Origin of the sequence: Puia sp. P3 (assembly GCF_050632245.1) — a bacterium.
GTDB lineage: Bacteria > Bacteroidota > Bacteroidia > Chitinophagales > Chitinophagaceae > Puia.
In genome coordinates this window covers 1,929,890-1,956,529 of sequence record NZ_CP192583.1, presented here as the reverse complement: position 1 = coordinate 1,956,529, position 26,640 = coordinate 1,929,890, and the positions used below count along the sequence as shown (strand labels likewise).

Genomic DNA, 26,640 nt, shown 5'->3' with positions numbered 1-26,640 from the left:
ACAGCTTGGTGAAGTTGATGGGAGGAACGATCAGCGTCGCAAGCCAGCCCGGCGCCGGCAGCACGTTTACGTTCAGTATCCGCACGGTTCCAGGCGCCGACAAACACCCGCAGCTAAGTACAACCGGTCTGACCGAACACGCAGGGAAGAGAATATTGATCGTCGACGACAACCTTACCAACCGGACCATTCTGAAAACACAGCTGGAATCGTGGCGCCTGACACCGGTGCTCGCAGCTTCAGGCGTCGAAGCCCTGAACCTTCTCGCCGAAGACAGCCGCTACGACCTTGTCGTCACGGACATGCAAATGCCTTTTATGGACGGGATCCGTCTCTCCCGGTCTATCCGCGACCGTCACCCGCAGCTGCCCATCATCCTGCTGAGCTCCGTAGGCGACGAATACAAAAAGAATCATACGGACCTGTTCAGCGCCGTCATGACCAAGCCCATCAAGCAACAGGCGATGTACAAACATATTCTCTCCGGCCTGCAGAACAGACGACTCGCCGGTCAGGAAGGCGGCGTAGCTCAACAACTATTAAGCGAAGAAATGGCCGCGACCTTCCCCCTGAATATCCTGATCGCCGAAGACAACGAGATCAACCAGCAGGTCATCCTCCATATCCTCAACCGTCTGGGCTATGCCCCGCGATCGTAGCCGACGGCAGACAGACCGTGGAAGCGGTGATCCGCACAGCATACGATATCGTCCTGATGGACCTCCAGATGCCGGAAATGGACGGCCTCGAAGCCACGCGCCATATCCGCCGTCTCAAGCTTCCGGAACAACCCGTCATCGTCGCCCTTACCGCCAACACCATGCAGGGAGATGAAGAAGAATGTCTGCGCGCAGGGATGAACGACTATATCGGAAAGCCTGTCAAGCTGGAAGAACTCCTGGCCAAGCTCCGGAAATGGGCCCTGCATCGCCGGAGGTCCTAGATCTTTATATCAACCATTTTCTTCCTTGGCGGAAAACATTTGGTGTTGTCGCATACCTGATAGTAGATACCACACCGCAGCACAGCCCCAGGCTTTACCTTTGAGCAATCAACTGCTACGGAAAACCGCGTCTTCCCTTCATAGACAAAGACGCCTTCTGTGCCTTCCAAAGGCAGGCCCGCAGAATTCTGCCATTGTTTATCGGATTCCGCTCCCTCCGGCAGGTCGAGCAGCATTTCCGTCTGAATGAACGGGTTGTCTTTTGAGACATAGGCGTAGATATGCCAGCCCTTCAGAATATCCGCGTCCAATACCAGCCGGCCGTTCTCCAGTCGCGCCGATACCGACACAGGATCAGCAGGTGTCGCCTGCGATGCGGCTACAGGCACCGGACCGGCAGCCGTATTCACCATGAACTTAAAACCGCCCGACTCGGTATAGAACAGCTTGTCCTTATTCTGCGTCAGCCAGTTCCTCCACTCCGAAGCCGTCGCAAATCCCTCCATCGTATACCTCCGCAGCACCCGCATGGCCATTGCCGTGTCTTTCCCCTTCTCCAGTAGGCCGATGCATTTCTCCAGAATTTCCACCTTCCTGTTGGAGATACCCAGGCGCTGCGCATCGGGATCCAGCTGCAGCGAATAGCCATCCAAAGGATAATAGTATTCATAATTATCCCTGTAGTACTTATGGTATTTCGCTGTATTGGTCCCGAACTTCGCATACAGTTCAGTCCCCGCAAACCCCTTGACATAGTCTTCAAAACTCTCTACAGCATCGGTCATCGGCATCTTCAAAAACATCTCGTTGTTACGGCCGATATCCTGCCCTGCCGCCTTCCGGGCGCGCAAAGAATCCTGCATCTTTTTCAGCCTCGCGTTACCTTCCCTGCGTGAAGCGATCGCCTTCTGATACACCGCCTCGTCGATCCGGTAGATCTTTTCGTCGATGCCCTGCCGCGTTTCGATCTGCACCTTCTTCATCAACGGCCGCTGGTGGTCGAACTTTTTTATATAGCAAACCGTATTGACAAACACCCTGCGTGCTTCTTCGGTCATGTAATCCGGCGATCCGGAGAATCCCCACATAAAATAGTTGCCCTGGCGTCCCAGCGCCACAGCTTCCGCGTTCTTGAGACAGACGCCACCAGAGATCGCTTCCGCATCGGGAGAGTCCTCAAAACCCTCTCCGTGCGAGACCATTCCGATCAGGTATGGCTCTTCTCCGATAGTATTCCCCGGGGTGTTCACCCTCCACATAGGCATTGTGGCAGGCATGTGCTGCCCCTGCCAGCCATTGAAGAAAGACCCCGGCGTTGGCCGCTCGACAAGGGACAGTTTGACTTCGTTGGGCTCATGAAATATGGGGTGTGAAGTTCTGATATGCAGCGCGTCCGACTCCAGGCACTGGCAATACCAGTCGAACTTGAGCCCGATAGGAAGTCCGACATTCGGCGCCATCGCGTGCATGAGGATAACCGGGCGGTCAAAATTGGCCGGCAGCTTGACAGGTCCGGCATCGATAATTGTCACGTCTGCCCTATCGGACATTCCGACGTTATAATTCCTGACGTCGACTCCCGTCACCGCCATAAAATTCTTCCCGAGAAACCGCATCCAGTCGTCCATCCGGGTCTTGTATATTTTCGGATAAAGGGAATCTGTGGTCATATAATAAACCAGCTTCTCCGGCATAGGTTCGGTCGGACTATATCCCACATACAATACCTTCATAGGGATCACCGACGAAGACACGCCGCCGAATATCTCCGCCAGTTTCTTGTTTAAGACCTCCCCTCTTATATCTGTCGCCACTATTTTTCCCTGTGGGTCCACCAGAAAGGTCGCCGGCACGCCGGAGACGCCATAAAGCTTACCCGCCTCGTTGTTCCATCCCTTCAGATCGGAGACCTGCAGCCAGGGCAGCCCGTCCTTGACGATCGCGTCCTCCCACTTCTTCTTGTTGTCGTCCAGCGACACGGAGATGACCTCAAAATTCTTGCCCTTATATATCTCATACTGGCGCTTGAGGTTCGGGTTTTCCGCCCGGCAGGGACTGCACCAGCTGGCCCAGAAATCGACCAGCACATATTTACCTCTGAGAGAGGACAGCCGCAGCGGCCTCCCCGAAGTGTCCGCCTGGACAAAATCCGGAGCCATCGCTCCCGGCACCACGGCCGTCAGCGCGCCGATCTTCTCCTCCAGCTTCTTCCCCACGAGCGTCTGCCGCAACTCCTCGTCCAGAGTCGCCAGTACGGGCTTCACACGCGCGGCGCTCGCCCCATCCCGCGTCAGCTCGCCCAGCGCGATCACGCTGAAATAGTCGTGCGGATGAGTCTGTGCAAATTCCAGCTCCCTATCCGACCGCGCCTGTACCCGCTGATGGAACTGCCGGTCCACGGCATGAAACCAGGCCGTGTCTTTCTTCTGCTCCTCCGTTCCTTTATTGAAATCATAATTAGCCTGCTTCGTCAGTGCCATGATACTGCCGCCGATGTAGCGATTGAAAGCATTGTACGCATCGTTCACTGCAGAACCCGAAATAACCGCCGTAGCCAGCGAATCCTTTGAACTGAGCCCGATCTTCTCGGCTCCGATATAAAAATAGATCGCATCCCCGGCGTAGATCGCCTTCTCTTTCCCGTCCCCCTTCGGGGCAAAGGCCATCCTCACCGCCCCGGGCCCATCGACCTTTCCGGTAAAGGAAAATTTTCCGTCCACCAGAACGGCCGAGTCGGAATGCGGAATATCCCCTTCCATATGATCGAAGTAAACAATGGCCGGCGCACCGAAATGCCCGATCCGGCCATTGAGGGTAAAGGAGTGGGACAGCGGTTTAGCCTGAGCCATTGCCGGCATCTTCGCCAGCAACAGCATACAGGACACTAACAGGAATAGTTGTTTCGTCATAAATAATTTAATTTTCGCGAACATATACGTCCATCGGTGATCCGGGAATATTGTCGATACGGCGGATTACGTCTCCATATTTCCCCGTACTTACGTCCAGGAAAAGGACCGAACCATCCACACCGGCGGTCAGCGTGTTTCCGTCTGCAGAGGCCTTCAGCATGGTGATCGGTTTGCCACCGAAGTCGGTGGTCAGCGCCTTAAAGGACTGATTGAGGGGTTGTACTCATAGATGGTGGAACCCGAGGTAATAAAGAATATCTCCTTTGGCGAGCTGGCCCATTTCGTATCCGCCTTTATCAGGTCCTGACGGGCAAAAGCACGCTTGTGTATCGGGTTGATCTGGATAATGCCCTGGAAGACCGCTCCGAATTCATATTCATAAACGGAGTCATTCGCCGCCTTTCCGAACATATAACAGTTGCCCGCATTGATCTGCTCGAAATCCAGCATGTTCAGACCGACATTTGTGGGATCAAAGGACGGAGCCGACACCGTATCGATATAGTTGGTTCCGATATAAGCCGGCGACCCGAAATTGGTAAAGGCAACCACCTGTTTCTTATTTTTCTCATAACCCAGGAAATAGGGGAAGATGGGATTGAAAACGGCCTGAGGAAACAGCTGGTAGTTTCCGGTTGCAGGCAGACCAAACTGACCATAGATATCCGAGAAATAAGCGGTCTGCGACGCGCCGAGATAGATCTGGCCGTTGAGCACGCCTTCCAGTGTGCCCGTCGACGGATTGTTGAGGAGCTGGCCTGGTATGACGCTCGCAGGGGTAGTGAAGAAATTCTCTTTCAGCGTCTTGATCTTCAGCAGCGTGTTTGGATCGATCTGTACCCCCGGGTCGGCGCCCTGGGAGGAAATGATCCAATAGTTGAAAAGAGCGCCGTTATTAAGGTAAATATTGTACATGGGGATCAGCTGCTGTGCGTTGGCCGGAAGATCCGTACCGTTGAGCGTCTTATAGATCTTCAGCTGCATGCTGCTGTCGGGAAGTACAAAGGACAGCTGCGAAACACCGTTCTCCTGACTCAAAACCAGCGTACCCTTTCCATAGATGGTAGTCCCCTGAACAATGAACGTATAAAAATATTTCTCTCCGTTGGCGCTGTCGGTCACCGTCAGCTTGCCATTATAGCGGCCGGCCGGCAACGTAAAGACCATATGCAGCACATTGCCCGTGGCGACGATCGGCGGAGTGAGTATTCCTGTCTGGACCTCCCACGCAAAACCCAGCACATGTGACTTATCGGAGATAGTTGCTTTCGGGTCAATGACCAGCGTATCACCTAAAATGGCGCTGTAAACTGTGTCCAGCTTGACCACCGGCATCGGTGGAACATGATATGTATAGTTGCCATTGTCCTTGTTACAGGAGCTCACGGACAGACCAATGCCCGCCATGAACAGTATATAAAAAAAGAGACGTTGCATAATTGATAAGCTTTTAGTTGGGTGTGACATATCCTCCGATCGACTGAACAAAATAATACCGGTTGGCAGAAGGATCGAAGATTACGGTTATCCTGTTGGAAGGGGTCGCGCTATTATAAAAATAATAGGTCCCGTCCCCCTTGGCTTGCAGAACGTATCCGCGGCCGGGGTTCTGGGCTATCCAGCCTACCGGATCATTGATCAGGTTGTTCATCAGCCCGATATAATAGAGGGACTGCGGAGCAAACAGACCATAGGTAGCGGGATCATTGGCCAACTGGGTGACTCCATTTGTGGCGATGATAAATAATTCGAATTTCTCATCGGAGTAATTGGTCATCCACCGATCCCACCAGTCCGGCTTTTCCAGCTTGTTGGATATCGTGACTTTGGCTCTGATGATATCCGGCATTTGTACACCGAGGTCGGATGTGGCCACCAGCTGCAGATTTAGCGCAACAGAGTGCTGGGTCAGCATTGTGTCATTGTTAAGCAGCACGATCGGCATCCAGGCCGTACCGCTGTCCGGCGGAATGGTATAGGAGCTCTGAAGCGCCGCATAGTCCAGGCCGGCGACGGCCGTAGTGCTGCTGTCGACCACAGCCAGCTTTGTAAAGACAGCCCCTTCGGCGCCCGGTTACCGGATATCCTGATCGGCAGATAGATCGTGTCCGAGAGCAAACCCGGGTTGTAGGCGAAAGTATAGGTCACACTGTCGTTCCCGTTGATAAAGTTAAAATAAACATTGTTCTGTGTCTGCTGATACAGGGGCAGCGCCTCTTTATGACAGCTGGCCAGTACCGCGATAAGAGACAGAGCCCCCAGAACGGTTTTGATGGTATTCATTTCAAATCTCTTTTGTTCATTAATCAAATTCAATTACCGGCCTCCAAACTCGATCTCATTGATCGGCAGCGGCAATACAAAAACCTTGTTGACAGGCGCGTTGACGATACCCGTCGGTCCGACGATACCCCTGTTCAGGCGTTTGTACATATAGAATATCTGTCCTTCACCAACAAATTCTTTCCTCGCTTCTTTGACCAGCGCCGTCATGAATTCATCGGATGAGCTGACCTGTAAGGGATCGACGTTACGCGCAGCACGTACCGTATCGACGTAGCTGACGGCTTTTACCGGATCGGTGCCATAGGTAGTTTCGGCGGCTATATAGTACATTTCGCTTAACCGGAGGGCCGGAACAACCAGCGAATCCAGGTTGCTGTTGGGATCCCGGTTATATTTCGCAAAATAGAGGCTGACGTCGGGCGTGAACCATTGCTTGAACCGGAGGTCGTTCGCTCCTACCCCGGCTGTCTCATACATCAGGTTGCCCATATCATTCGTCATGTGCAGGGAATTCTCTTTTTCGCCGAATTGCAGGGTCAGGGCATCTTTCAGCGTTGGAACAGCCCCCCAGGAGAAGATCAGCTCTTTGTACAGCAGCCTGTCCTTTTTCGTGGGATCCGGGTTGATAAAATCGGACTGACTGGTAAACGGGAATTTCCTCGAATTGATAACCTCCAGTGCATTGCTCAACGCATTTGTCTTATCATTCATATACAGGTAGACCCTCGCCAGCTCTCCGCACACGGCATAATAGTTTAGCCGGGTCCTCCGGCGTTGCAGGAACAGATTCGGAGATTTCGTCTCCGAGCTCGTATCGCTGGAATAGCTCACCGCATAGGACGCGTTGAGAATAGGATCGACAGTTCTCAGAAGCGCCTTGGCGTCGTTCAGATCCTTAAGGGTCTGCCGGATGACGTCGGCGACGGTGGACGTGGGAGTAACCTTATTGGAAAACGCCGTAACATAGGGGATAGCCGCAGCATTGGCGCCGGTAAGATAGGAAGGAGCAAACAGCCGGAGCGCATCGAAATGCATATAACCCCTCAGCGCCAGGGCCTCGCCCTTTATCAACGGGAATTCCGCAGCAGACACCACTTTCCCGGAATCGAGATATTGCAGCAGGAGGTTGTCGTTGGCGATCGCATTGTAGAGACCGCTCCAGATAGCGTCTCTCCGGCTGATGAAGTTGGGATCCTGGTAATTATACAGGATCGACTGCAGATAGTTCAGAACGTAGTCGGCATTCGGCGCGACAGTCCAATCCTGGGCGAGTACGTCGGGCAGACCCATGGTCATCTCCTTGCCATAAAGATCGGTCTGGCTGCAGCGGGTATACACACCATCCAGGGCCTGTTCAAAACCCTGGGGAGTGCTGAACAGCTGATCGGCAGCCACCTGGGATTGTGGTTTGACGTCAAGATATTTCTTGCAGGAACTGCTCAGCAGCATCACCGGCAACAGGTATATAATTAGTCTCTTCATGAATAGTCAGTTTAAAAGCTTGTTTGAATGGAAAAGGTGAAGCTCCGGGCATAGGGATAGTCAATACCCCGCTCGATCTTCTCGGTCGACCAGAAATAGACTTCGTTCGCAGTCAGCGCCACCCGCAGATTCTTCATCGCCAGGTGGGAATAGACGCGCTTGCTGAAATCATACGAGATGTATACCGAGCTCAGGTCCAGCGTGCTGAGGTTCTGTATGAACCGGCTCGTAGGATAGGTCACCGAAAGATCGGAGATGCTCTTGAACTGCGCATGGTCACCCGGATGCTGCCAGCGGCCGGATAAAGCGCGGCTGTCGACATTATAACGGGGATTGACGTCGTCGACGCGATCGACCAGGGTCTGGTTATAGTCCTTGCCACCAATAGTCGTTATGAAGGTGGTATTGAACTGAAAACCTTTATAGGACAGGGCCGTGCCGAACGATCCCTGTACTTTTGGCGTCGGGTCTGCTATCGGAGCAATATCGTTGACGTCGTAAGTATAGGTATGCGTACCGTTCTTCTTTACAAAGATCTCCTTCCCGTTCTCCGGATCGATACCCAGCGAACGGACAGCATAGATCTCGTTAACGGATTGTCCTTCCTGGTAGTGCAGCAAAGGAGTAGTCCTCAGGGACGAGTCGCCCTGCTGCGCCTGGTTGGCCTTGTCATTGTAAGAGGTCAGGGAATTGGAGATCTTTTTGATAACGTTGGTATTGTGTACCAGGTTAGCGAATACATTGATGTTCCAGTCCCTGTTGTGATAAGCAGTCACCCTGAAATTCAGCTCCCATCCCTTATTGGCCATATCGCCAAGGTTATCCGTATAAGAAGAAAAACCGGCGGAAGGCGGTAGCTGGATGTCTGCCAGCATACCCTTCGTCAGCTTATAATAATAGCGGGGCGAGATAATGACCCGGTCCTTAAAAAGGCCAAGGTCGATACCGGCGTCATAGTTGTGGGTCTGCTGCCATTTCAGGTTCTCGTTACCATAGTTGTTGGTGACGGCGCCAACTCCGGTCGGATACCAGCTGGTCGTATAATAGTTGTAGGTCGTTTGCGCCATATAGGGCGGGAAGGAGACGGACCCCGTAAGACCCGTGCCGGCCCGAAGCCTTAGCTGGCTGACGACTGTGTTGCGAAAAAGTCTTCTTTATGAACATTCCAGCCGATACCCGCCGCCCATGAGGGCGCCACGCGGTTGTTCTCACCGAAGAGCGAAGAGCCATCGGCGCGTGCCGAAAGGTCCAGCAGGTATTTGTTCAGCCACGAATAGTTGACGTTCAAAAACTACCGATCAGCCTCTGCTGAGAGTAACCGCCATTAGGCGTATGACCCGGATCGTAACTCGCGGCAAAACCGATATTGGAGAACTGGTCGCTGGCAAATCCTATCGCCTCGAAAGACTTGAAATCGGTCGAATAGGTGCGGGCATTGGCGCCCAGCGCGACGTTGAAGAACTGGGGTCCGATCTGCTGATTGTAGTTCAGTGTCACGCTACCGTCGAAGGTATTCTCGGCATTCGTCCCGTAGTAATAATATCCTCTTTGATTGGCGGCATTCGGGGCATAGAAATAGAACTGGTTGCTCAGCGGGCTTACAAAATAGTCCTGCGTGGAATTCTTCCGGTCATAGCTGATCACGCTGCGCAGCCGCAGACCACGGGCGATATTCCACTCCGCCGCAAAATTATCGGTGAATTCCAGGTATGCGGATTTATTAAAGCTGCCAAGCGTAGACTCGAACATCGGGTTCAGGACCTGGGTATACTGATATTGATTGTTTCCAGTCAAGCCCCTGTCCTGGATCCAGGTATCGACACTCTGAACGATATGTCCAAGGCTGTCGGTCTTGGGATAATAGGGGTTCATCCGGACATAATCGGCAAAATTGCCATAGGGTGATTCCCCTGGAACTAACCTGCTGAACGGATAGCACATTCTTAAAGATGAATTTCGAGGTCGGGCTATACGAAAGATCGACGGCCAGGCCATAGCGGTCGCGCCCCCGAGCCCTTCATGACACCTGGAGCCGTCTGGTATTGCAGGTCGAGGCCATACCGGACCTGTGGCGTGCCACCCTCCACGAACATGGAATGCTTTTGTCCAAAGGCGTTCCGCAATGGCTGCGCCAGCCAGTCCGTATTGACCCCGCTGATCACGGCAAGTTTCTTTTGATAATAATCCTGATCCAGCTGGTCCTGGTTCTGAAGGCTATTGCTTGCGGTATAAAGGCCCGCCAGACTTTCGTACTGAAGTTTCTGGCTGGCGTCGAGCACATGATAGGCCGATAGGTCCGGTGCCGAAGGAGTCAGCTCATAATTATAATAAACAGACAGCTTGCCTTCCTTTGGCGCCTTGGTGGTGATGACCATGACGCCATTGGCCGCGCGCGAGCCATAGACGGCTGTTGCGGCGGCGTCCTTTAATAAAGTAATCGACTGGATCCGGTTGACGTCGAGGTCATAAACTTTTTCGAGGCTAACCTCATAACCGTCCAGGATAAAAGTCGGCAGATTGACATTGCTCGAAAGATCGGTCCGGGAGAGTACGGCACTGCTGCTCGTGGGTAGCGCCGTGGAACCGCGAACATTGATGCTGGGCAGAACATTGGGATTAGAACCCTGCAGATTGTTGGTGGCGATATTGAAGGAAGGATCGAAGGCCTGCATACTTTGCAGGACATTGTTCGGGTTGACCTTCTTCAATTCTTCGCCGCTGACCGTGATCGCAGTTCCCGTAAAGCTTTCCTTGTTGATCATCTGGTAACCCGTGACCACCATATTCGACATGGACTCTTTTACACCCTCTGACAGGCGCACGGCCAGATCCTTCATGTCCGCCCTGACTTTGATCTCCTGAGCCATATAGCCGACATAGCTGATGACCGGGGTCGCTCCCCTGCTGACGGCAAGCCTGAACTGGCCGTCCTTGTCGGAGGAGGTTCCCGTGCGGCTGCTTCCTCCCCTGACCGATATGCTTGCGCCTGCCAGCGGCTTACCCGATGCGTCCGTGATCCTGCCGCTGACGGCGACTTCGGGCACTGAGTCCAGAGCCAGCGGGACAGGCGTCGGGACGAAGGCCGCCTGCCGGGGGCTGACCACGATCGTCCTGTTGACGATATTGTAACTTAGCGGCTGGTCCCTGAAACATTTCTCCAGCACCTGCGGCAGTTCTTCGTCCTTTGCCTCGATGGTGACGGGACGTGAATTGTCCAGCAGCCCGGCCTTGTAGAAGAAGACATAACCGGTCTGCTGTTTGATCTCCTTAAATATTTTTTTGAGAGAGGCCCCCTGTTCGTGAAGGGTGACCTTTTGCGCCAGTCCGGTCGCGGAGACCCGGAGGCAGGTAATTGCTAATAATAGAGCAGCTAGTCTCATAACCATATGATCCTGATCATTGTTAGTTTTGATTAATAAAATGTCCTTTTCTATAGCAGCATTGGTGAGTCCCGTCCGGCCGGTAGGGGTCTCAACTACGGTGTGACCGTCACTTTGTTATTGTCAACCCTAAAGTGAACGTTACTGAGTTGCAGTATTTTTAGTACTTCCGTTAAATTACTGTTGCGCGTGATCTCCCCGTCGAACTTCTCGTCGGTGATCCTTCCTTCAAAAACGACATCCACATTGTACCACCGCGCGAGCTGCCGCATCACTTCCCGGATATCGGTTTGCTCGAAATGGAAAAGCCCGTTCTTCCACGCGATCGCCGCTTCGGCGTCGGCGTGCGGATCCATCCGGATATTCCCGTCAGCCTGCTGTGTCCCCTGCTGACCCGGGCTCAGCAATGTCGATACAGTTCCGCTGTGCAATTTAACGCGTCCCTCGAGAAGAGTGGTCGTAATTGCGCTTTCGTCAGGATATGCCTTCACATTAAAATGCGTACCCAACACCTCGATATCCTGTTCACCTATTGGAGCATTTGCAATAACTTTAAAGGGCATCGCAGCGTTTTGGGCGATCTCGAAATAGGCTTCGCCTGTGATCCGCACTACTCTCTCGTTGCCGCTGAATACGGTAGGATACGTGATCGACGAGGCCGCATTCAGCCACACCTCGCTGCCATCCGGCAACACCAGCCGGTACTGTCCCCCGCGGGGGTTGTCAGGGTATTGAACACCGGGAGAGCTGGTTTTCCATCCAATGTTTTATAGGCAAGCTGACCACTCTTAAGTTTCGTAACGCTGGAATTGCCCTGCTGCGCGAGAACACCGTTATTGGCGCTGTCAAGGGTGATGGTAGAGCCATCGGATAAGGTAAGAAGGGCGACATTGCCACCGGGAACGCGGTCATGCGCTGTGTTTGCCGTGCTGGATACCGGCTTTTCTTCATGAGCTGAACGCCGGAGCAGCCACAATGCCGTCGCGCCAACCAGCAGGGCAGCAGCGATACTCCACCAGCGACGGGACAGCGGCTTCCTGCCGGCGGCCACCAGGCGTTCAGCCGCTGTATCCGCTGTCACAGACAGCGGTCCGTCAATAGGTACTGCCCTTATCTCCTGCAGGATACCCTGCCAGCGCGATTCACTATGCTCCGGAAGGGGCTCAGTTTGTCTAAGCAGGTCTACCAGCCGGTCCCGGGCGATCGTTTCATGGGACTGATCGTTTAGCAATAATTTTAGCTCATCGAGCTCACCGGCATTCGCCGTCAAGTCGATGTATTTATCCAGTAAGTAATAAAGTCGCTCCTGATCAGACATTCGATGGCTTGTATTAGATGAGACGATTCAAAAAGATGGATAGACTAGTGAAGGGAGAATTTTTTTTAATTTTTTCCGGAATGGATCCATATATAAGTGCAGGCCAGCAATATGGCGGGCAGCTGATCCTGTTGGTCCAGCCAGCCACGCATGGTCTGAAGGGCTTTAACGAGGTGATTACGAACAGTATTCGCCGATATGCCCATTTGTCGTGCAATTTCATCGTAGCTGAGTCCCTGTTGGCGGCTGAGCATATAGACCATTTTCTGTTGCGGCGGCAATTGGTCAACAGCCTGCTGTACAAGGGCTTCCTTGTCTTTCAGCAGCACTAGTTCTTCCGTATCGTTGTGTGCGGGAGGCGCGACGGCGGACAGCCGCTGTAACATCCGGCTCTCGTTGAGACGCTTCTTTATCTGGTCGAGCGTATGCCGGGCGGCAATCGTAAATATATAAGCCTCAGGCTGATCTATTTCTGTTAACCTGTCCCGGTGCCGCCAGACCTTGATAAATATCTCGTGGGTGATCTCCTCTGCCTGCGTGGCGGTCTTTATCATCTTCAGCACGAAAGGATAAATGCGCCGGTCGTATCGACGAAAGATCTCTGCGAATGCAGCTTCATCACCCCCTGCGATCAGACGAAAAAGTTCGTGATCTGTATATTGAACGCGGCCGGTCAAATAGACATTTCTTTACAAAGCGTTAAAGGTACGATGAATTATAATTTTTTTCAGTAACTTTATCCTTCAACCCTATTGTTCACTAAAAAAAGGAGGTATTCATTAATGTCATTGACTTAAGGGTTTCACACGTCTTTGTAATTCATATGATACAGTCTTGGCGGTCGTCGCTTTCGGTTTTCATGCCTGCCAGGTCGAACGATTTCTGTGTTAGCGGCCACCTGTTTGTCGAAGACAGCAAGTGCTAATCTGATGGTCCTTTTAATGAACATGCCGATGAGGATACATTTGGTCGACCAATAAGCAAAGGTGCGGTTGATCTTTTTACGGTGCCTGATCTTGCCTTTCTGTTTATCTGCAGTGCTTTCTGCAATGACTTTTTCCTCTATAGGGAACGCCAGTGCTGCACATAAGGTCATCATCATCACCTTGGCATAAATATCCTGCTTAACGGCGGTAGCGGTCTTGCCGCTGAAGGCTTCCACCTGCACCCGGGCCTTGTACATCTTGTAACCTTCCTCCGCACCCCAGCGGATCTGATACAGTTCACCGAGTTCCGGCAGCTTGTATTTTACGGTATCTAATAACGAGGTGCCCAATATTTCCTCCTCTCCATTCTCCAGTGCTATCTTAACCAGCCTGCATTTGACTTCCCTTTTCATCGAGGGGAACTGTTCGGCAAAGCTATCATAGTATTTATCCGGCACGGTCAACGTTACTATCGTATCCCGCTTGCGGCTGGCTCTAAACTCCCTGACCGGCAACCAGTGCTCCCTCATCCGGACGATGAAGTGAATGCCCCTGGATTGCAAGCCGGCAAACAGCGCTGCGCCAGGATATCCGCGATCCAGCAGCAATATATCTCCCCGCTCCACCTTTGGCAGATGCTTCAATAACAGGTCTTGTTCGTTGCCATCCGTCGGACCGGTCTGCACATCCAACGTCAGATAGTTCACCGGATCATACAGCGCGGACAGCAGGCACATGCTCTTGGGCAGGTCTTTGTTCTTTCCCCTACCCATGCCTCTTCTGTCAAACTCCTCGTGGATGCTCGGATGGTTCGGCAGGTTCAGATAAGTGCCATCGACCGCCAACAGCTTCTGTCCATGATAACCGTAGTAATCGACTTCCTTATAGAAGTCCTTCCAGATAATATCGTTGAGCTCAAGGAACGCTTCGGGCGCCAACTTCCGTCTCGACCGGCTGAACCCACTCTTGGTGATCCTGCGGATGTTGAACTGCTCGTTCTCCGTCTCGCTTAAGAAGCGGTCCATCTCCCGTTGTAGTCCCGTCTTTCCCATTCTTAATATACTGATTATCAAATGACCAAACGGAAGCAGACGATTCCTGGTGAAGGCCCCTTCCTGGCCGTGCGTGTGACGGCCTTTGAATGCTTCGCTGTCATTGATATGGTAGTTTAGTTTGTTGGTTACTTTGATCCGGTAATCTTTTTTTGGTTTTCGGCGATCACACCGCCCCTTCTTATATACTCATTACAAATTACTTCATTATCAATACCCACCCCACCGTGAAAACACCTTTTCTTGCTTAAGTCAACGACATTAAGGTATTCATGCTATCTACAGATAAATCATGGAAACCTTCGGTTAATTTCGCTTAACCGGGTTACTCCAAAAAATAATCTGCTGACAAAGGTCAGGAAGAGGCTACTCTACGGAGCTAGCCTCTTTTATTTACAGATACTTGTATACATTTTCTCTATACGTCTCCAAATCATCCAGGCTGGAAAACTCATCAACCTTCCAGGAGCTTCCGTCCCGCTGCTCCCGCACCAGCGCCACCGTCCCACCGCCAACCAGCACACGTTTGGCGCGTGCGAATACCTCATTAAGGGAAGTGATATCATTGATCATCTGCCATTCCTCGACCTTTCCCACATTGATTATATAGTCTTCCATAACTGCTAATTACCGGTAAAAATAAGTCAGAATTTCGACACCCCGTCTCGCGCATATTGTTGAACTTTGATACAAAATAGAAACGATGAGATACAGAACCCTGGGAAATACTACGACAGAATTGTCCGCAATCGGCTTGGGATGCATGAGCATGAACCACGCCTATGGCCAGCCCGACGACGCGGAGTCGGTCGCAACACTCGAAAAGGCCATCGAACTGGGTATTAACTTCTGGGATACCGCCGACGTCTATGCCAATGGGAAGAACGAAGAGCTGGTGTCAAAAGTCCTGCAGCCCAACAGGAAAAAAATATTCATAGCGACCAAGTTTGGTTTTCGCGCCGATCCGTCCGGCAAACTCTCGACATTCGACGGTTCCCCCGCATATATGAAACAGGCCGTGGAGGCCAGCCTTCGCCGGCTGAATACGGACGTGATCGACCTCTACTACGCCCACCGCATCGACCCCAACGTGCCGGTGGAAGAAATGGTCGGCGCCATGGCCGATCTCGTAAAAGAAGGCAAGGTCCGCTATCTCGGTTTGTCGGAAGCTACCGCCCCCACACTCCGTCGGGCACACGCAGTGCACCCCATCAGCGCGCTTCAGAGCGAGTACTCTATCCTGACACGCGACGTGGAAAATGACGTACTCCCCGTCTGTCGCGAACTGAAAATTTCCTTTGTTCCTTTCAGCCCGTTGTCCCGCGGACTGATGACCAATACCCTCGAGATGGACAAGCTGGGGGCAAACGATTTCCGCCGTGCCCTGCCCCGCTATCAGGGAGAACACGCCGAGAACAACAGACAGCTTTCCGCCGCTTTCGCCGATCTCGCCGCCGCGAAAGGTTGCAGCCCCGCCCAGCTGGCACTCGCCTGGGTCCTCGCCCAGGGCGACTTTATCATCCCTATACCCGGCACGAAACGGAGGAAGTACCTCATCGACAATGCCGGCTCGGTCGACGTCGAACTCTCGCCCGCCGATCTGCAGGAGATAGACGCCGTCGTAGCCAGGTACCCGAACATCGGAGACCGTTACAACGAAGCCAACTATAAATTCTTGGAAAAGGAGTAGACCTCCGGTCGCGCCGTTCCCCCCGGGCTGGCCTTTCCCGGCTATTCCGGTTAAAATTTGACCGGAACCGGCTAAAAAACATGCGTCATATTTACACGTAATCGTTGAAATTCGGTTCTCAACTTTAACATGTGAGATACCTATCCGTTTTGCTAGCCGCGCTATCTGTCAATACAATTTCCGCTCAGCCGATCACCACGGCCGGCAAGCCTGCCCAGCTGGAGATCAGACAAGCCGGCGAGCACAGCATCCGCATCGTGCTCAGGCCTCAGAGCTACAAAGAGGCGCTGCCCTTCAGTCCCGCGCTGGTGGAAAGGACATATCCCGCACCTGAGATCGTCCTCGCAGAGTTGAAGACAACAGTAAAAAAACAGGTCGGATCGATGATGGTGGAAGTAAGTCCCTCCCCTCTTACGGTCAGGGTAACTACGCTCAGCGGAGCACCTGTACAGCAGTTGACCTTTAACACCGACAATACACTCTCCTTCGCCCTTCACGATGCGCCCGTGCTGGGCATGGGTGAAGGCGGACATAAAGCCGTACCCGGCATACCCTGGCGCACCGCTCCGATTGAATTTGACCGCCGGGGAGACTGCAGGACATGCAGCCCCGCTGGCAGGGCGACTCCTACGGTTCCCGCAACCCGGTGGCGCTGATGATCGGCACCGACGGCTGGGCCCTTTTCGTCGCCACACCCTGGGGCCAGGTCGACCTGCGCGCGGCCGACCATGGAGTCTACCTGCCCTGGCAACCGACAGCAAATGATACGATACAGCAGAACGAGCACAACCAGCAGCAGGCAATGGCGAAAGGCGTGCCCCCCGCTGCGTCGGTCGTTGCCGGGCTATATGACTGTATAGTGTTCGATGCACACCAGCCCGCCGCATTTATGAAAGACCTGTCCCTGCTGACGGGGCCTGCAGTCATTCCTCCTAAATGGTCCCTGGGCTATATGCAGTCTCACCGAACGATCAAAGACGAGAACTATATTCTGGGTATCGTAGACAGTTTTCGGTCGAAGAAGATCCCGGTCGACGCCGTCATTTATCTGGGGACTGGTTTTACGCCGCAGGGATGGAATACGAAACAACCGTCCTTCGACTTCAACCCCGCCGTCTTCCACCGCGATCCGGCGGCGGTTCTCTCCGACTTCCACGCCCGCCACGTCAGAGTCGTACTGCACATGGTGCCCTTCGACCGGGACAAGCTTCCTTATCTCGACGAAGCCCACATGAAAAGTTATTGGCAGTTACACGTTCCCGTTATGAAAGCCGGCGCCGATGCATTTTGGCCCGACGAAGGGGACTGGTTCAATTTATATGAGCGGGTCACGCGTCATCGACTGTATTATGAGGGCCCTCTGTCTACGTATCCCAATCTCCGTCCCTGGAGCCTTCACCGCAACGGCTACTTAGGCGTCGCCAGATGGGGCGGCTGGGTTTGGTCGGGGGACACCGAGTCTTCGTGGAAAACCCTCGAAGGGCAGATTGCCGTCGGTATCAACCATTCGCTGAGCCTCGGCCCCTACTGGGGCTCCGACATCGGCGGCTTCTACCCCAGCATGGAAAAGACCGGTGAACTCTTTGCCCGCTGGTTCCAGTTTGGAGCTTTCTGTCCTTCCTTCCGGACACACGGCAGAACGACCAACACCATCCTGCCCTGGGGCTGGAACATGGGCGACCGCGGCGACCTCGAGACAAGGGCCGGCACCGACAGCGAGGCCGTCCGCCGCAACGTCCTTCCCTCCGAAATGCACAATCCCGAAATCGAACCCGTTATCAAAAAATACGACGAGCTGCGCTACCAGCTGCTCCCCTATACCTACACCCTGGCCTGGGAAGCCCGCCAGGCCGGCCTTCCCCTCATGCGAGCCTTCTGGCTTTATTATCCTGATGATACAACCGCCCGCGCCACCGGCAACGAATACCTTTGGGGCCGCGACCTGCTGATCGCCCCCGTCTACCAAAAAGGCGCCACTACCCGTGACGTCTACCTTCCCCATGGACTATGGTACGACTGGTGGGCCGGCAACTCGCCCGCTGGTCACTCCGCGACCGCTGACGGCCCGATCACCGGCCGGGCCAATGCCCCCATCACCGGCGGCGCCACGGTCCAGCGTCCCGTCGACCTGACCACTATGCCCATCTATGTCCGGGCAGGAGCCATCATCCCCTTCGACCCCGTGCGCCAATACACCGCCGAAGCCGTCACCGAACCGACGTCCCTCCGTGTCTACCCCGGCGCCGACGGCGACTTCACTTTGTACGAAGACGATGGCACTACCCTCGACTACCTAAAAGGCAAAGCCACCTGGATACATATGACCTGGAACGACAAAACCCGCACGCTCTTCCTTTCCCCCGGAGCCCCCGCGGCTCCGTGAACCTTCCGGTTCACCGAACCTTTCAGGTCCGGCTAATGACAGGGGATGCGTCGAAGACGCTGAAGTATGACGGTGCGGCTGTGAGTGTGAAATTGTGATTACATATATTTCTCTATCGCCAGACAATTCACACCTTCGACCCTTCTGTAAGAATCCGTGGTGTAGATCGTGTCGATAGATTCGATCACCGGCCCGCGGCTGAAGATGCCGTGGCTGACGATCAGGTTCACTTTTGCGGCGCCTTTTTCGCGCAGCACTTTGGCTGTTCCTGCAAACGTGCCGCCGCCATCGCAGATATCGTCCACGATAAAACAGGTCTGGCCGCGAAGATCGCCGGTCATCGCTTTGAAATTGGTAAGCGCTCCGGTTTTCAGGTCTCTTTCCTTCATGCACTCAACCACGTTTTCGATGCCCAGGTACTGCGCCAGTTTATGGATCTTCTTGAGTGCACCGCCATCGGGTGAGACCAGGCAGGGCGCTTCTCCGGAATGCGTGCAGGCATAGTCGCTGAGTGCATCGGCAACGAAATTATGATTCGTGACGACATAGGACCTGTCGATCAGTGCCGTCGAAACCTCTGAATGCGGGTCGAAGATCTTTACCTTCCTGAAATTAGCCTGGTTCAGGATTGCAGCGACCACCTTCAGCGAAAAGGGCTCACCGTCCAGCATGACCCGGTCCATTCTTGCCGCCAGCAAATAGGAAACATGCAGTTCAATATGCTCGAATTCCTGATAGTCCAGCGTATTCTTTGCCAACAGAGCCATCAGGAGGTCGTTGGGATTGTTGAGACGGGTAAATACGCGCAGGGGAGCTTTTTTGTCGATGGCCGCAGCGCTTTGCATATCCAGCTTGATATGCGGCTGTCCGTCGGGGAAGACCATGGCTTTATACGATATAGTGGACTTGTCGGGGTAAATAAGGTTAAGAGTATTCATCGATAGATGTTTCTGTTAGTTTCTGCCTATCTCGCCAGGATAAAGAAGCTGGACGACCTCACTTTGGTGGAATTTCTTGCTGTCGATATCCAGGGCCGTGATGCGCCCAAGAAAGGCGGCTCCCGTGTCTACATTCCAGACATTGCATTTCTGCATGGGGACTTCGATATTGTAGTTGGTAGTCGGCGTATGGCCGATAAAGATTTCCCTGTATCTCAAAAGGCGTTTGGGATAGAAGAAACTGTCTTTGGGGATCCGGTTGTCAACGGACATCGCCATTTCCCATAGCGTCCGGTCCCAAAAGAAATTACTGGGATGATGCTCCCTTGCCGGACCGTGCATGCTGGAAAATCCGGCATGTACGAACAGTCTGCTGTCTTCTTCGTAATACAGCGGCATGCGTTCAAAAAAAGACAAATGCTCCGCCGCCGCCTCGTCGCTGATCCCCGCATAGCTCGCTACCGAAGCCTGCCCGCCATGAAGAAGCCATTCCACATTCGGCCCCTGCCCCTTCAACCATTCTTCGCACCATGCGTCATGATTTCCCTTTATAAAAATACAGGAGTATGTCTTCCCGAGCTCCATCAGATATTCGATCACCTGCCTTGACTCCGACCAGCCATCCACATAGTCCCCCAAAAAAATCAGCCGGTCGTCCGATTTTAGCCCGAGCCGCTCGATCAATTGTTTCAACGCCTTCAGTCCTCCATGGATATCCCCTATCGCGTAAGTTTTTGCCATTTTATTTTAATTTTTCCCGAACCTCCATCAGTGCAAATCCCAATAAATTTTCCCCCTTCCACTTCGACGGGATGCCCGCCGCCGGGTTGTCTCCTCCCATTCCGATCCCCCATATCCTATCCCTCGGGCTGGCCTCCACGAGGACCTTGTCCCCTGAAGCCAGCAAAAATTCTCTTATCTGCTCGTTCTGCGAGAATTTGTGATAGTTGCCTGCAACTACGAGATCAAATTTATGTTTATCCCAGATTGTCGAAACAAAGTTCTTTATCAGCCGGCCTTCCTTTTTTGCGGCGGCCGGACTACTCGTCCCCGAGGATCACCTTTAGCGCGACCTCATCCCCGAACAGCTTGGCCTTCCCGGCCATCATCCAGTGCTCCGCCGTCGGGTATACAACGCCGTCCACCCTAAAAGGCGCCACCCAAAACTGGCTGAAACAGCTGGTGCTAACTTCCCCGTCTTCCGCAGGCTGATGTCCCCGGAAAAAAGGAAGGGAATTACCCCGGCGTCGGGATATTTTTGGATCAGCCATTGTCGATTAAATGTCATAGTCTAAATTTTATCAGGTCATTCTTCATCTCCGTGTCCTCAGGCATTACGAAGCCCTCTCCGAAAAATGCGGAAACCACTCTAATCTCACCGACAATATTAAGCACCGGATAGAAAATGGGCTGCCACTCCAACCGGGGCGGAAAGCCCTTCCACCCCGAATGCTGGATCAGCTCAAGCTCCCTCAGCCCAACAGGCCTATAGAGTTTAATCGTCTTCATTTTTGTCACTTAGCCTATGGTCGTCCAAATGCTTTTTTTGTTGCTTTAGCTATTTAAATTCTCCCTCACCCGCTGCCTTATCTCCGCCAGCGTCCAATCCACCACCAGCCGTCCATCCCTGAACACCGTCTTCAACTCACCCTGCCCCTCTTCCTCCCAGGTACACTGATCTTTCAGTGCCAGCTTGCCGGTGGAAGGATTACGATACACCTGCATGAGGTCCGGTCGTTGCCTGCGTGTACTGGAATTTGTGTCCTACTTTGTAACCGTCTTTCAGTAAAATTGGCGAAGTTGTCATGATAAGGAAATATTGAGTTGGAAATTATTCCGTTTTAATTTTTTATTAAAAATATATAGCTCAGGGTGACGATTCTGTAATCCTTCCCGTTTCGTGCCCGTCGGCAGGATGTATTCCGAGTCCAGTATTTTCCGGCGGAAATTGCGTCTGTCCAGGCTCGTGTCTAAGATACACTCGTACAGCTCGTGCAACTCAGTCATCGTAAATTGCTCGTCCAGCAGCTCGAAACCCACAGGGAAATACAGTATTTTCGAACGGAGACGCTGCAGCGCCATCTTGAAGATCTGTTTGTGGTCAAATCCCAGCTGCGGCATCTTCCGGCAGTCGACCCATTCCACGTCACCCGCCATGGTGCTCGCAACTGTCTGCAGTTTCCGCGGATTGACCAGCGCAAAATAGGCAACCGATACCGCCCGTCCCCGAGGATCACGACCCGGTTCGTCAAAACTATACAGTTGCTCGAGATAGAGCTTGTCCATGCCCAGCTTGGTCTTCAGTATTCGCGAACAGGTGTCCGAAAACCGCTCGTCCATCTGCAGAAATGCGCCCGGTAGGGTCCACCCGCTTTTAAAAGGTTCTTCGTTCCTCTTGAGCAACAGGACAGAAAGCTCCCTGGCGTTATATCCAAACACTACCAGGTCGATCGCCAGTGCCGGGTTCGTATAGGAATGAAAGGGTTTCATTTGTTTGCGTTAATATGACGCAAACCAACGACGATTTTTCCACATTTGCAAATTTTCGGCGACTCCCGCCCCAAACACCGTGAACCACCGCCACAAACGGCGACCCCAAATACCGTGAACCGCCGCCACAAACGGCGACCCAAATACCGTGAACCGCCGCCACACCCACACCCAAAAACCCGCAATCCACGGCAACAACCAACGCGGCAGCGATATTTCGATCATTATCCGGTGAAAAAGCGATATATCGTAATCCCGTTGGCCTGAAAAAGTCACAAAAACTTAATTATCAATAATATGCACTGTGGCACACAATTGGGCTATACTATCGCGTACTACCACGAAATTATTATCACTATGTCACTACAACCAACTGCAGCGCAACCCGCCAGACCTGACTTCCTCTCAACCGGCGAACCGGTCGGCCCTTCTGGCGGTCACAGTCTCCCATTCGAGATCCAGACCCTGGACCAATACGTCCGGCACAACGCCGGAGCCATGCCACACCGGCACCAGCACGTCGAGATCGTCTGGGTTCGCCAGGGCGAAGGCTTCCTCAACATCGACCTCAAACGGTATAAGGTCAGCAACAACACCCTGTACTGTATCGTTCCCGGCCAACTCCACCAGCCGGAGATCGAACAGGCGGAAGGGTATATCATCTCATTCCCCGAAGCCCTGCTCGGCGGCGGCAGCGACGACTTCGAACTGCTGTACAGGTCGGGCCTGTTTCACCTCCTGCTCGATTCGCCCGGCATCCGCGTCACACCCGAAGTAGCCGAAGAGATAGAGGAGATCAGCAAGAGACTGTACCGCGAGCTGTACAATGGCTACCTGCTCCGGTCAGAGATCATCAAACGGTACATCAGTATATTCCTCATCCATCTCGCCCGACAGTTCGAAAGCTCGTTGCAGGTATCCGTCCAGACCCGGAACATGAGCCTGATGAAGAGCTTTATTTCTCTGATCGAAAAAAATATATGTACTGGAAACTGGTGAAAGACTATGCCTGCGAACTATCCGTGACTCCCAACTACCTCAATGAGGTCGTCAAAAAGGTATCCGGCTATCCGGCAGGCTACCACATCCGCCAGCGCATCGTCCTCGAAGCAAAGAGGCAGGCTGCCACCGCCGGCACCAGCATGAAGGAGATCGCCTATCACCTGGGCTTCGACGATATAGCGCATTTCAGCAAGTTCTTTAAAAGCGTATGTGGCAAAAACTTCTCTGATTTCCGGAAAGAGCGGTTTACACGCTGCAACTGAACCCACTAAAACACAAGCCATGATCATCAGAAAGGAAGAGACCATCATCCCGCCGGCATCCATTTTTATCGGACCTGCCAGGGCCCGCGTCACGCTTATGGAGTACGGTGATTACGAATGCGAGACCGCACTTCACAATGACCTTATCGTCAGGGAGGTCCTGCAGCGCTACCCGGACGTCAATTTCAACTATCGTCATTTCCCGCAGACAAGGATCCACCAGAAAGCGCACAAGGCTGCGGAAGCCGCCATAGCCGCGGCACAGCGGGGAAATTCGAACAGATGCACGACGTGATCCTGCACAACAGAAAGAATCTCGGAACGGCCAGCCTGGCCTTCTATGCACACGACCTCGGCATCGGCGGCATGAATTTCCTGAACGACCTCGTCACCGGCAAGTATGGCCGCTATGTTCAGGACGACCTCGCCGCCGGCATCCGGCTGGGCGTAAAAGAAGCCCCCGCATTCTTTGTCAACGGAAAAAAATCGAATCAAAAATCACCGTCCGCAATTTATCGGACAGCATCGAAGCAGCCTATGAGGCACTCCCAAAAAGAAAGGCGTCGTAAAATACGTAACCATAAAAGAGAAAGTCACATATACATCCGGCAGGCATTCGGATCAACAACATCGGCAGGCGATTACAACAGGTAGGGGTGTTTTAAGAGCGGCCCGGCGAAATGCCGGGTCGCAATTTTTATTTACCCCAGTCCGACGGCCGTTCGCCCATTTCCAACTCCAGCACCCCGCCAGCCATGATCTCCCGGTAGTCAAGATGGCACCGGACCAAAGGCTTTCCATTCAACTTCGCACGCTGAATATAAACTGCCGAAGCAGAATTGTCCCGGGCGACAACGCGAAAGACCTTACCCCCGCCCACAGAAACCTTCACCTCGTCAAACACCGGGCTCGTTATCTCGTAGCGTGTACTTCCCGGACAGACAGGATATAGCCCCGACGCCGCCAGCACATACCACGCCGACATCTGCCCCACGTCGTCATTGCCTACCAGCCCTTCCACGCTGTTGTGATAGGCCCTGCGACAAATCTCCCTCGACCATCGCTGGGTCAGCCAGGGGCACCCAAATAATCGAACAAAAACGCGACATGATGCACCGGCTCATTTGCGTGATTATAGTATTCGTTCCACAGCATATTCTCCGGCGTCCGGTCAAAAAAAGTTTCCAGATCGGCAAGCACCTTCTTCCTCCCGCCCATCATCGAAACCATTCCTGGAATATCCTGCGGCACGAACCACCCCTGCTGATAAGGATTGCTCTCTACTGTTCCATATCCTTCCACCAGTCTCCCCTTTGCCGGCCAGGGCTGCCAGCCCCCATTTCCGGAACGCGGCCGAAACCAACCTTTTGACGAATCGAACACCTTCCTGTAAGCCTGCCCGCGAAGGAAATATTTCCGGGCCTCCAAACCCGGAAGCAACAGACGTGACAAACACCAGTCCGAATAAGCATACTCAAGTGTATTCGAGATACTGTTCTCTCCAACAGAAAAACCCCGGTCACCGTTCCCAAACTTCTCAGCGGTCCGGATACTGACCTGCCGCGCACGCCCGATATCAAATCCCCGTATCCCTTTTACATAGGCATCCGCAACGACAGAAATGGCCGGGTTCCCGACCATACAACCGCTATATGCATTCAGCAGCTCCCACCGGTCGAAATAGCCGGTGCCGTTCTCTTCGGCAAACGTCACGAGCGAATTGATCAGGTCATTCACCAACCCAGGGTTGATAATGGTCTGCAGGGGCATCTGACTGCGAAACACATCCCAGCCGCTGAAGATCGTTCGCTTCGTAAATCCTGCCGCCTGATGCCGCCGGCCATCGCCGCCCGGATAGCCGCCGTCGACATCCTGACAAGTCCTGGGGTCGAGCAGCGTATGATAGAGTGCCGTATAAAAGCAGGTCTTGTCGTCAGCAGAACCACCTTCGACCCTGACAGCCGACAGAGCCATGTTCCAGGCCGCACGGGCGCGAAGGCGCGCTCCGTCAAAATCAAAACCCCTCACCTCCGCGTCGAGATTGCCCCTCGCCCCACCGATGCTGACAAACGATATCCCGGTCTTTAAAACCACGGGCTCATCCTGATCCGTATCGAACTCCGTATAAAAACCAAGATGCTTTCCTTCCCTCTCACTAACACCTGGTAACACCGCTGCGCGCGCTACAAACTCCTGATATCCCGGGCTCGTAACATCTCCAAGACGGCGTCCCCATCCGTCAGGAATATCCGCGCTCCAGACTCCAAATTGCCGAAAAGGCTTGCTGAAACGCGAACAGAAATAGACGGTGTAAATAGCCTTTCCCGCTCCATCGCCCCATCCACCGCCTTCCGGTGTACACTTCATCCAGCCCTCCAGCGTCGAGTCGTTGGCGACGTGTACATACTCTGCCACAGCAGTCCCTCCTACCCTGCGCGCCAGATCGATCTGGATCCGGCGACCGGACCCGGCAGGAAACGTAAACCGCATCATTCCGCAGTGAGGCGTAGCCGTCCAGCTCGGCCCTGATCCGTAAAGAATCGCCGAGTAAGACGCTATAATATCCGGCAGCCGCCGTTTCACTCTTCTTGTCATAGGGCAGCCGGTAACCCGAAGAACTCGTCCGCAGGGGCCCGACGGCCGGCGTCACGAGGAAATTGCCCAGGTCCCCATACCAGCCCACGCCGCTCATCTGCGTCAGCGCAAAGCCTTCGATATGGGTATGCTCGTAGCTATACCCAGAACCGTTATCCCCGCCCGTGATCGTATTGGGACTTACCTGCGTCATGCCAAAAGGAGTGGACGCGCCCGGAAAGGTCTTTCCCAGGCCCGCGCTATTATTACCCGCAGCGGCGCTCGTACTGGCGCCAATAAATGGATTGACATAGTCAACAGGTTCCTGGGCGATGGCCGCCAAAGGCGCCAGTGCAAACAATAAATAAACGATGTTCATAATTAGTGATGCCGGGCCATCACCTCCTCCAACTCTTCCAGCGTCTTGCCCTTGGTCTCCTTTACCCCCAGCAAGATAAAAAGAAATCCCAGGCCACAGATAAAAGCATAGATATAAAATGTGGTATCCTTCAGCTTCTCATACAGCATCGGAAAGGTAAAGATCAGTACAAAATAAGCTACCCAGAGGCTCAGTACCGCAATCGATGTGGCCGCGCCCCGCACCCTATTCGGAAAGATCTCCGAGATCAGCACCCATGTCACCGGCGCCAGCGACAGGGCATAGGTGCCGATGGCCGTCAGCAAAAAGAACGACACCGACGACGAACCGCTGCCAAGCATGCGAACGACGACAATATACAGGACACAAAGTCCACCCGCGCCGAGCAGCATCAGCGGCTTTCTCCCCAGACGATCTACCAGCACCATTGCCAGCAGAGTAAAAACAAGATTCACCCCGCCTATAAAAACTGTCTGCAGCAACTGTCCGTCGCGGGGTATCCCGATGCTGCTGAAGATAATGGTGGTATAATTAAACACGACATTGATGCCGCACAGCTGCTGAAAGACCGCCAGACCAATACCGATCAGAACGGCCGGCAGTACAGCCCGCTGAAACACCG

At 53.4% G+C, this 26,640-nt stretch carries 31 protein-coding genes and 2 pseudogenes; 9 read left to right on the top strand and 24 right to left on the bottom strand.

What is annotated here, in order from left to right; all coding sequences use genetic code 11:
* Positions 1 to 17: 17 nt before the first annotated feature.
* Together ACQ86N_RS11845 and ACQ86N_RS11840 are read left to right on the top strand one after the other, a co-directional pair.
* A complete protein-coding gene (locus tag ACQ86N_RS11845) occupies positions 18 to 659 on the top strand; it encodes a response regulator (RefSeq protein ID WP_431217372.1) in 642 nt (213 codons plus the stop codon).
* Positions 653 to 943, top strand: coding sequence for a response regulator (locus ACQ86N_RS11840; RefSeq protein ID WP_431217371.1), 291 nt, complete (start codon positions 653 to 655; stop codon positions 941 to 943). The genes ACQ86N_RS11845 and ACQ86N_RS11840 overlap by 7 nt, the downstream gene beginning before the upstream one ends.
* On the opposite strand, the gene ACQ86N_RS11835 is transcribed toward ACQ86N_RS11840, so the two are convergent.
* The 14 genes from ACQ86N_RS11835 to ACQ86N_RS11770 all read right to left on the bottom strand — a co-directional run bounded on the left by ACQ86N_RS11835 (position 940) and on the right by ACQ86N_RS11770 (position 14,917).
* Complete coding sequence (locus tag ACQ86N_RS11835; protein ID WP_431215328.1) at positions 940 to 3,852, bottom strand: redoxin domain-containing protein; 2,913 nt, start codon at positions 3,850 to 3,852, stop codon at positions 940 to 942. The genes ACQ86N_RS11840 and ACQ86N_RS11835 overlap by 4 nt on opposite strands.
* 7 nt (positions 3,853 to 3,859) lie before the next feature.
* Complete coding sequence (locus ACQ86N_RS11830; protein WP_431215327.1) at positions 3,860 to 4,015, bottom strand: hypothetical protein; 156 nt, start codon at positions 4,013 to 4,015, stop codon at positions 3,860 to 3,862.
* 29 nt (positions 4,016 to 4,044) lie between these two features.
* Positions 4,045 to 5,292 (bottom strand): PKD-like family lipoprotein, encoded by a 1,248-nt coding sequence (locus ACQ86N_RS11825; RefSeq protein WP_431215326.1) that lies wholly within the window; start codon positions 5,290 to 5,292, stop codon positions 4,045 to 4,047.
* A 13-nt stretch (positions 5,293 to 5,305) separates the two neighbouring features.
* Entirely contained in the window at positions 5,306 to 5,893 is a 588-nt protein-coding gene (locus ACQ86N_RS11820) for a DUF4843 domain-containing protein (protein ID WP_431215325.1), read from the bottom strand.
* Positions 5,894 to 6,171: 278 nt separating this feature from the next.
* Entirely contained in the window at positions 6,172 to 7,623 is a 1,452-nt protein-coding gene (locus tag ACQ86N_RS11815) for a RagB/SusD family nutrient uptake outer membrane protein (protein WP_431215324.1), read from the bottom strand.
* An 11-nt stretch (positions 7,624 to 7,634) separates the two neighbouring features.
* Complete coding sequence (locus tag ACQ86N_RS11810; RefSeq protein WP_431215323.1) at positions 7,635 to 8,690, bottom strand: hypothetical protein; 1,056 nt, start codon at positions 8,688 to 8,690, stop codon at positions 7,635 to 7,637.
* Between the two features lie 50 nt (positions 8,691 to 8,740).
* Positions 8,741 to 8,911, bottom strand: a complete 171-nt coding sequence (locus tag ACQ86N_RS11805; protein WP_431215322.1) for a hypothetical protein — start codon at positions 8,909 to 8,911, stop codon at positions 8,741 to 8,743.
* Positions 8,908 to 9,495 (bottom strand): hypothetical protein, encoded by a 588-nt coding sequence (locus ACQ86N_RS11800; protein WP_431215321.1) that lies wholly within the window; start codon positions 9,493 to 9,495, stop codon positions 8,908 to 8,910. Before ACQ86N_RS11800 ends, ACQ86N_RS11805 begins: the two co-directional genes overlap by 4 nt.
* A gap of 95 nt (positions 9,496 to 9,590) precedes the next feature.
* On the bottom strand, positions 9,591 to 11,003 hold the full coding sequence (locus ACQ86N_RS11795) for a carboxypeptidase-like regulatory domain-containing protein (RefSeq protein ID WP_431215320.1): 1,413 nt from the start codon (positions 11,001 to 11,003) through the stop codon (positions 9,591 to 9,593).
* A 95-nt stretch (positions 11,004 to 11,098) separates the two neighbouring features.
* Positions 11,099 to 11,698 (bottom strand): FecR family protein, encoded by a 600-nt coding sequence (locus ACQ86N_RS11790; RefSeq protein ID WP_431215319.1) that lies wholly within the window; start codon positions 11,696 to 11,698, stop codon positions 11,099 to 11,101.
* Positions 11,668 to 12,321 carry a hypothetical protein gene (locus ACQ86N_RS11785; RefSeq protein WP_431215318.1) on the bottom strand — a complete coding sequence of 218 codons (654 nt, stop codon included), beginning with the start codon at positions 12,319 to 12,321 and terminating at the stop codon, positions 11,668 to 11,670. The genes ACQ86N_RS11790 and ACQ86N_RS11785 overlap by 31 nt, the downstream gene beginning before the upstream one ends.
* Positions 12,322 to 12,386: 65 nt before the next feature.
* A complete protein-coding gene (locus ACQ86N_RS11780) occupies positions 12,387 to 12,998 on the bottom strand; it encodes an RNA polymerase sigma factor (RefSeq protein WP_431215317.1) in 612 nt (203 codons plus the stop codon).
* Positions 12,999 to 13,123: 125 nt separating this feature from the next.
* Positions 13,124 to 14,407, bottom strand: coding sequence for an IS4 family transposase (locus ACQ86N_RS11775; protein ID WP_431217370.1), 1,284 nt, complete (start codon positions 14,405 to 14,407; stop codon positions 13,124 to 13,126).
* Between the two features lie 285 nt (positions 14,408 to 14,692).
* Complete coding sequence (locus tag ACQ86N_RS11770) at positions 14,693 to 14,917, bottom strand: hypothetical protein (RefSeq protein WP_431215316.1); 225 nt, start codon at positions 14,915 to 14,917, stop codon at positions 14,693 to 14,695.
* A gap of 85 nt (positions 14,918 to 15,002) precedes the next feature.
* Between ACQ86N_RS11770 and ACQ86N_RS11765 the strand changes: the two genes are divergently transcribed.
* From ACQ86N_RS11765 to ACQ86N_RS11755, 3 genes are all read left to right on the top strand, one after another.
* A complete protein-coding gene (locus ACQ86N_RS11765) occupies positions 15,003 to 15,989 on the top strand; it encodes an aldo/keto reductase (protein WP_431215315.1) in 987 nt (328 codons plus the stop codon).
* 131 nt (positions 15,990 to 16,120) lie between these two features.
* Positions 16,121 to 16,645 (top strand): hypothetical protein, encoded by a 525-nt coding sequence (locus ACQ86N_RS11760; RefSeq protein ID WP_431215314.1) that lies wholly within the window; start codon positions 16,121 to 16,123, stop codon positions 16,643 to 16,645.
* Complete coding sequence (locus ACQ86N_RS11755) at positions 16,591 to 18,372, top strand: TIM-barrel domain-containing protein (RefSeq protein ID WP_431215313.1); 1,782 nt, start codon at positions 16,591 to 16,593, stop codon at positions 18,370 to 18,372. Before ACQ86N_RS11760 ends, ACQ86N_RS11755 begins: the two co-directional genes overlap by 55 nt.
* Positions 18,373 to 18,470: 98 nt before the next feature.
* On the opposite strand, the gene ACQ86N_RS11750 is transcribed toward ACQ86N_RS11755, so the two are convergent.
* The 7 genes from ACQ86N_RS11750 to ACQ86N_RS11720 all read right to left on the bottom strand — a co-directional run bounded on the left by ACQ86N_RS11750 (position 18,471) and on the right by ACQ86N_RS11720 (position 21,800).
* Complete coding sequence (locus tag ACQ86N_RS11750) at positions 18,471 to 19,310, bottom strand: phosphoribosyltransferase family protein (protein ID WP_431215312.1); 840 nt, start codon at positions 19,308 to 19,310, stop codon at positions 18,471 to 18,473.
* Positions 19,311 to 19,325: 15 nt separating this feature from the next.
* The gene (locus ACQ86N_RS11745; protein ID WP_431215311.1) at positions 19,326 to 20,051 is read right to left on the bottom strand and encodes a metallophosphoesterase family protein; all 726 of its coding nucleotides are present in this window, start codon (positions 20,049 to 20,051) and stop codon (positions 19,326 to 19,328) included.
* Position 20,052: 1 nt separating this feature from the next.
* A complete protein-coding gene (locus ACQ86N_RS11740) occupies positions 20,053 to 20,298 on the bottom strand; it encodes an NADAR family protein (protein WP_431217369.1) in 246 nt (81 codons plus the stop codon).
* A 52-nt stretch (positions 20,299 to 20,350) separates the two neighbouring features.
* Positions 20,351 to 20,581 carry an NADAR domain-containing protein gene (locus tag ACQ86N_RS11735; protein WP_431215310.1) on the bottom strand — a complete coding sequence of 77 codons (231 nt, stop codon included), beginning with the start codon at positions 20,579 to 20,581 and terminating at the stop codon, positions 20,351 to 20,353.
* Between the two features lie 13 nt (positions 20,582 to 20,594).
* On the bottom strand, positions 20,595 to 20,819 hold the full coding sequence (locus ACQ86N_RS11730) for a hypothetical protein (RefSeq protein WP_431215309.1): 225 nt from the start codon (positions 20,817 to 20,819) through the stop codon (positions 20,595 to 20,597).
* A 45-nt stretch (positions 20,820 to 20,864) separates the two neighbouring features.
* Entirely contained in the window at positions 20,865 to 21,035 is a 171-nt protein-coding gene (locus tag ACQ86N_RS11725; protein ID WP_431215308.1) for a hypothetical protein, read from the bottom strand.
* 78 nt (positions 21,036 to 21,113) lie between these two features.
* The gene (locus ACQ86N_RS11720; protein ID WP_431215307.1) at positions 21,114 to 21,800 is read right to left on the bottom strand and encodes an NUDIX hydrolase; all 687 of its coding nucleotides are present in this window, start codon (positions 21,798 to 21,800) and stop codon (positions 21,114 to 21,116) included.
* Between the two features lie 297 nt (positions 21,801 to 22,097).
* Between ACQ86N_RS11720 and ACQ86N_RS11715 the strand changes: the two genes are divergently transcribed.
* Genes ACQ86N_RS11715 through ACQ86N_RS11700 form a run of 4 tightly spaced genes read left to right on the top strand, consistent with a single transcriptional unit; the run spans position 22,098 to position 23,719 of the window.
* Positions 22,098 to 22,799, top strand: a complete 702-nt coding sequence (locus ACQ86N_RS11715; protein WP_431215306.1) for an AraC family ligand binding domain-containing protein — start codon at positions 22,098 to 22,100, stop codon at positions 22,797 to 22,799.
* On the top strand, positions 22,781 to 23,065 hold the full coding sequence (locus ACQ86N_RS11710; RefSeq protein WP_431215305.1) for a helix-turn-helix domain-containing protein: 285 nt from the start codon (positions 22,781 to 22,783) through the stop codon (positions 23,063 to 23,065). The genes ACQ86N_RS11715 and ACQ86N_RS11710 overlap by 19 nt, the downstream gene beginning before the upstream one ends.
* 19 nt (positions 23,066 to 23,084) lie before the next feature.
* Positions 23,085 to 23,360 carry a hypothetical protein gene (locus ACQ86N_RS11705; RefSeq protein ID WP_431215304.1) on the top strand — a complete coding sequence of 92 codons (276 nt, stop codon included), beginning with the start codon at positions 23,085 to 23,087 and terminating at the stop codon, positions 23,358 to 23,360.
* Entirely contained in the window at positions 23,348 to 23,719 is a 372-nt protein-coding gene (locus ACQ86N_RS11700) for a DsbA family protein (protein ID WP_431215303.1), read from the top strand. The genes ACQ86N_RS11705 and ACQ86N_RS11700 overlap by 13 nt, the downstream gene beginning before the upstream one ends.
* A 43-nt stretch (positions 23,720 to 23,762) precedes the next feature.
* Here the strand turns inward: ACQ86N_RS11700 and ACQ86N_RS11695 are convergent.
* The 3 genes and pseudogenes from ACQ86N_RS11695 to ACQ86N_RS11685 form a co-directional block, all read right to left on the bottom strand.
* Positions 23,763 to 25,555 (bottom strand): annotated as a pseudogene (locus ACQ86N_RS11695) (GH92 family glycosyl hydrolase).
* Positions 25,556 to 25,595: 40 nt separating this feature from the next.
* A pseudogene (locus tag ACQ86N_RS11690) lies at positions 25,596 to 26,018 on the bottom strand (GH92 family glycosyl hydrolase); the annotation flags it as partial.
* Positions 26,019 to 26,020: 2 nt separating this feature from the next.
* Positions 26,021 to 26,638 carry an MFS transporter gene (locus ACQ86N_RS11685; protein ID WP_431215302.1) on the bottom strand — a complete coding sequence of 206 codons (618 nt, stop codon included), beginning with the start codon at positions 26,636 to 26,638 and terminating at the stop codon, positions 26,021 to 26,023.
* Positions 26,639 to 26,640: the final 2 nt, after the last annotated feature.

Excerpts from the sequence above, each read along its gene's own strand:
- ACQ86N_RS11765 (WP_431215315.1), top strand. The coding sequence starts at position 15,003 with ATGAGATACAGAACCCTGGGAAATACTACGACAGAATTGTCCGCAATC.
- ACQ86N_RS11705 (WP_431215304.1), top strand. The coding sequence starts at position 23,085 with ATGATCATCAGAAAGGAAGAGACCATCATCCCGCCGGCATCCATTTTT.
- ACQ86N_RS11770 (WP_431215316.1), bottom strand. The coding sequence starts at position 14,917 with ATGGAAGACTATATAATCAATGTGGGAAAGGTCGAGGAATGGCAGATG.
- ACQ86N_RS11735 (WP_431215310.1), bottom strand. The coding sequence starts at position 20,581 with ATGGCTGATCCAAAAATATCCCGACGCCGGGGTAATTCCCTTCCTTTT.
- ACQ86N_RS11845 (WP_431217372.1), top strand. The coding sequence starts at position 18 with ATGGGAGGAACGATCAGCGTCGCAAGCCAGCCCGGCGCCGGCAGCACG.
- ACQ86N_RS11830 (WP_431215327.1), bottom strand. The coding sequence starts at position 4,015 with ATGCTGAAGGCCTCTGCAGACGGAAACACGCTGACCGCCGGTGTGGAT.
- ACQ86N_RS11815 (WP_431215324.1), bottom strand. The coding sequence starts at position 7,623 with ATGAAGAGACTAATTATATACCTGTTGCCGGTGATGCTGCTGAGCAGT.
- ACQ86N_RS11730 (WP_431215309.1), bottom strand. The coding sequence starts at position 20,819 with ATGAAGACGATTAAACTCTATAGGCCTGTTGGGCTGAGGGAGCTTGAG.
- ACQ86N_RS11700 (WP_431215303.1), top strand. The coding sequence starts at position 23,348 with ATGCACGACGTGATCCTGCACAACAGAAAGAATCTCGGAACGGCCAGC.
- ACQ86N_RS11835 (WP_431215328.1), bottom strand. The coding sequence starts at position 3,852 with ATGACGAAACAACTATTCCTGTTAGTGTCCTGTATGCTGTTGCTGGCG.
- ACQ86N_RS11810 (WP_431215323.1), bottom strand. The coding sequence starts at position 8,690 with ATGGCGCAAACGACCTACAACTATTATACGACCAGCTGGTATCCGACC.
- ACQ86N_RS11725 (WP_431215308.1), bottom strand. The coding sequence starts at position 21,035 with ATGCAGGTGTATCGTAATCCTTCCACCGGCAAGCTGGCACTGAAAGAT.
- ACQ86N_RS11785 (WP_431215318.1), bottom strand. The coding sequence starts at position 12,321 with ATGTCTGATCAGGAGCGACTTTATTACTTACTGGATAAATACATCGAC.
- ACQ86N_RS11715 (WP_431215306.1), top strand. The coding sequence starts at position 22,098 with ATGCACTGTGGCACACAATTGGGCTATACTATCGCGTACTACCACGAA.
- ACQ86N_RS11745 (WP_431215311.1), bottom strand. The coding sequence starts at position 20,051 with ATGGCAAAAACTTACGCGATAGGGGATATCCATGGAGGACTGAAGGCG.
- ACQ86N_RS11710 (WP_431215305.1), top strand. The coding sequence starts at position 22,781 with ATGTACTGGAAACTGGTGAAAGACTATGCCTGCGAACTATCCGTGACT.
- ACQ86N_RS11825 (WP_431215326.1), bottom strand. The coding sequence starts at position 5,292 with ATGCAACGTCTCTTTTTTTATATACTGTTCATGGCGGGCATTGGTCTG.
- ACQ86N_RS11720 (WP_431215307.1), bottom strand. The coding sequence starts at position 21,800 with ATGAAACCCTTTCATTCCTATACGAACCCGGCACTGGCGATCGACCTG.
- ACQ86N_RS11750 (WP_431215312.1), bottom strand. The coding sequence starts at position 19,310 with ATGAATACTCTTAACCTTATTTACCCCGACAAGTCCACTATATCGTAT.
- ACQ86N_RS11795 (WP_431215320.1), bottom strand. The coding sequence starts at position 11,003 with ATGAGACTAGCTGCTCTATTATTAGCAATTACCTGCCTCCGGGTCTCC.
- ACQ86N_RS11800 (WP_431215321.1), bottom strand. The coding sequence starts at position 9,495 with ATGAACCCCTATTATCCCAAGACCGACAGCCTTGGACATATCGTTCAG.
- ACQ86N_RS11755 (WP_431215313.1), top strand. The coding sequence starts at position 16,591 with ATGCAGCCCCGCTGGCAGGGCGACTCCTACGGTTCCCGCAACCCGGTG.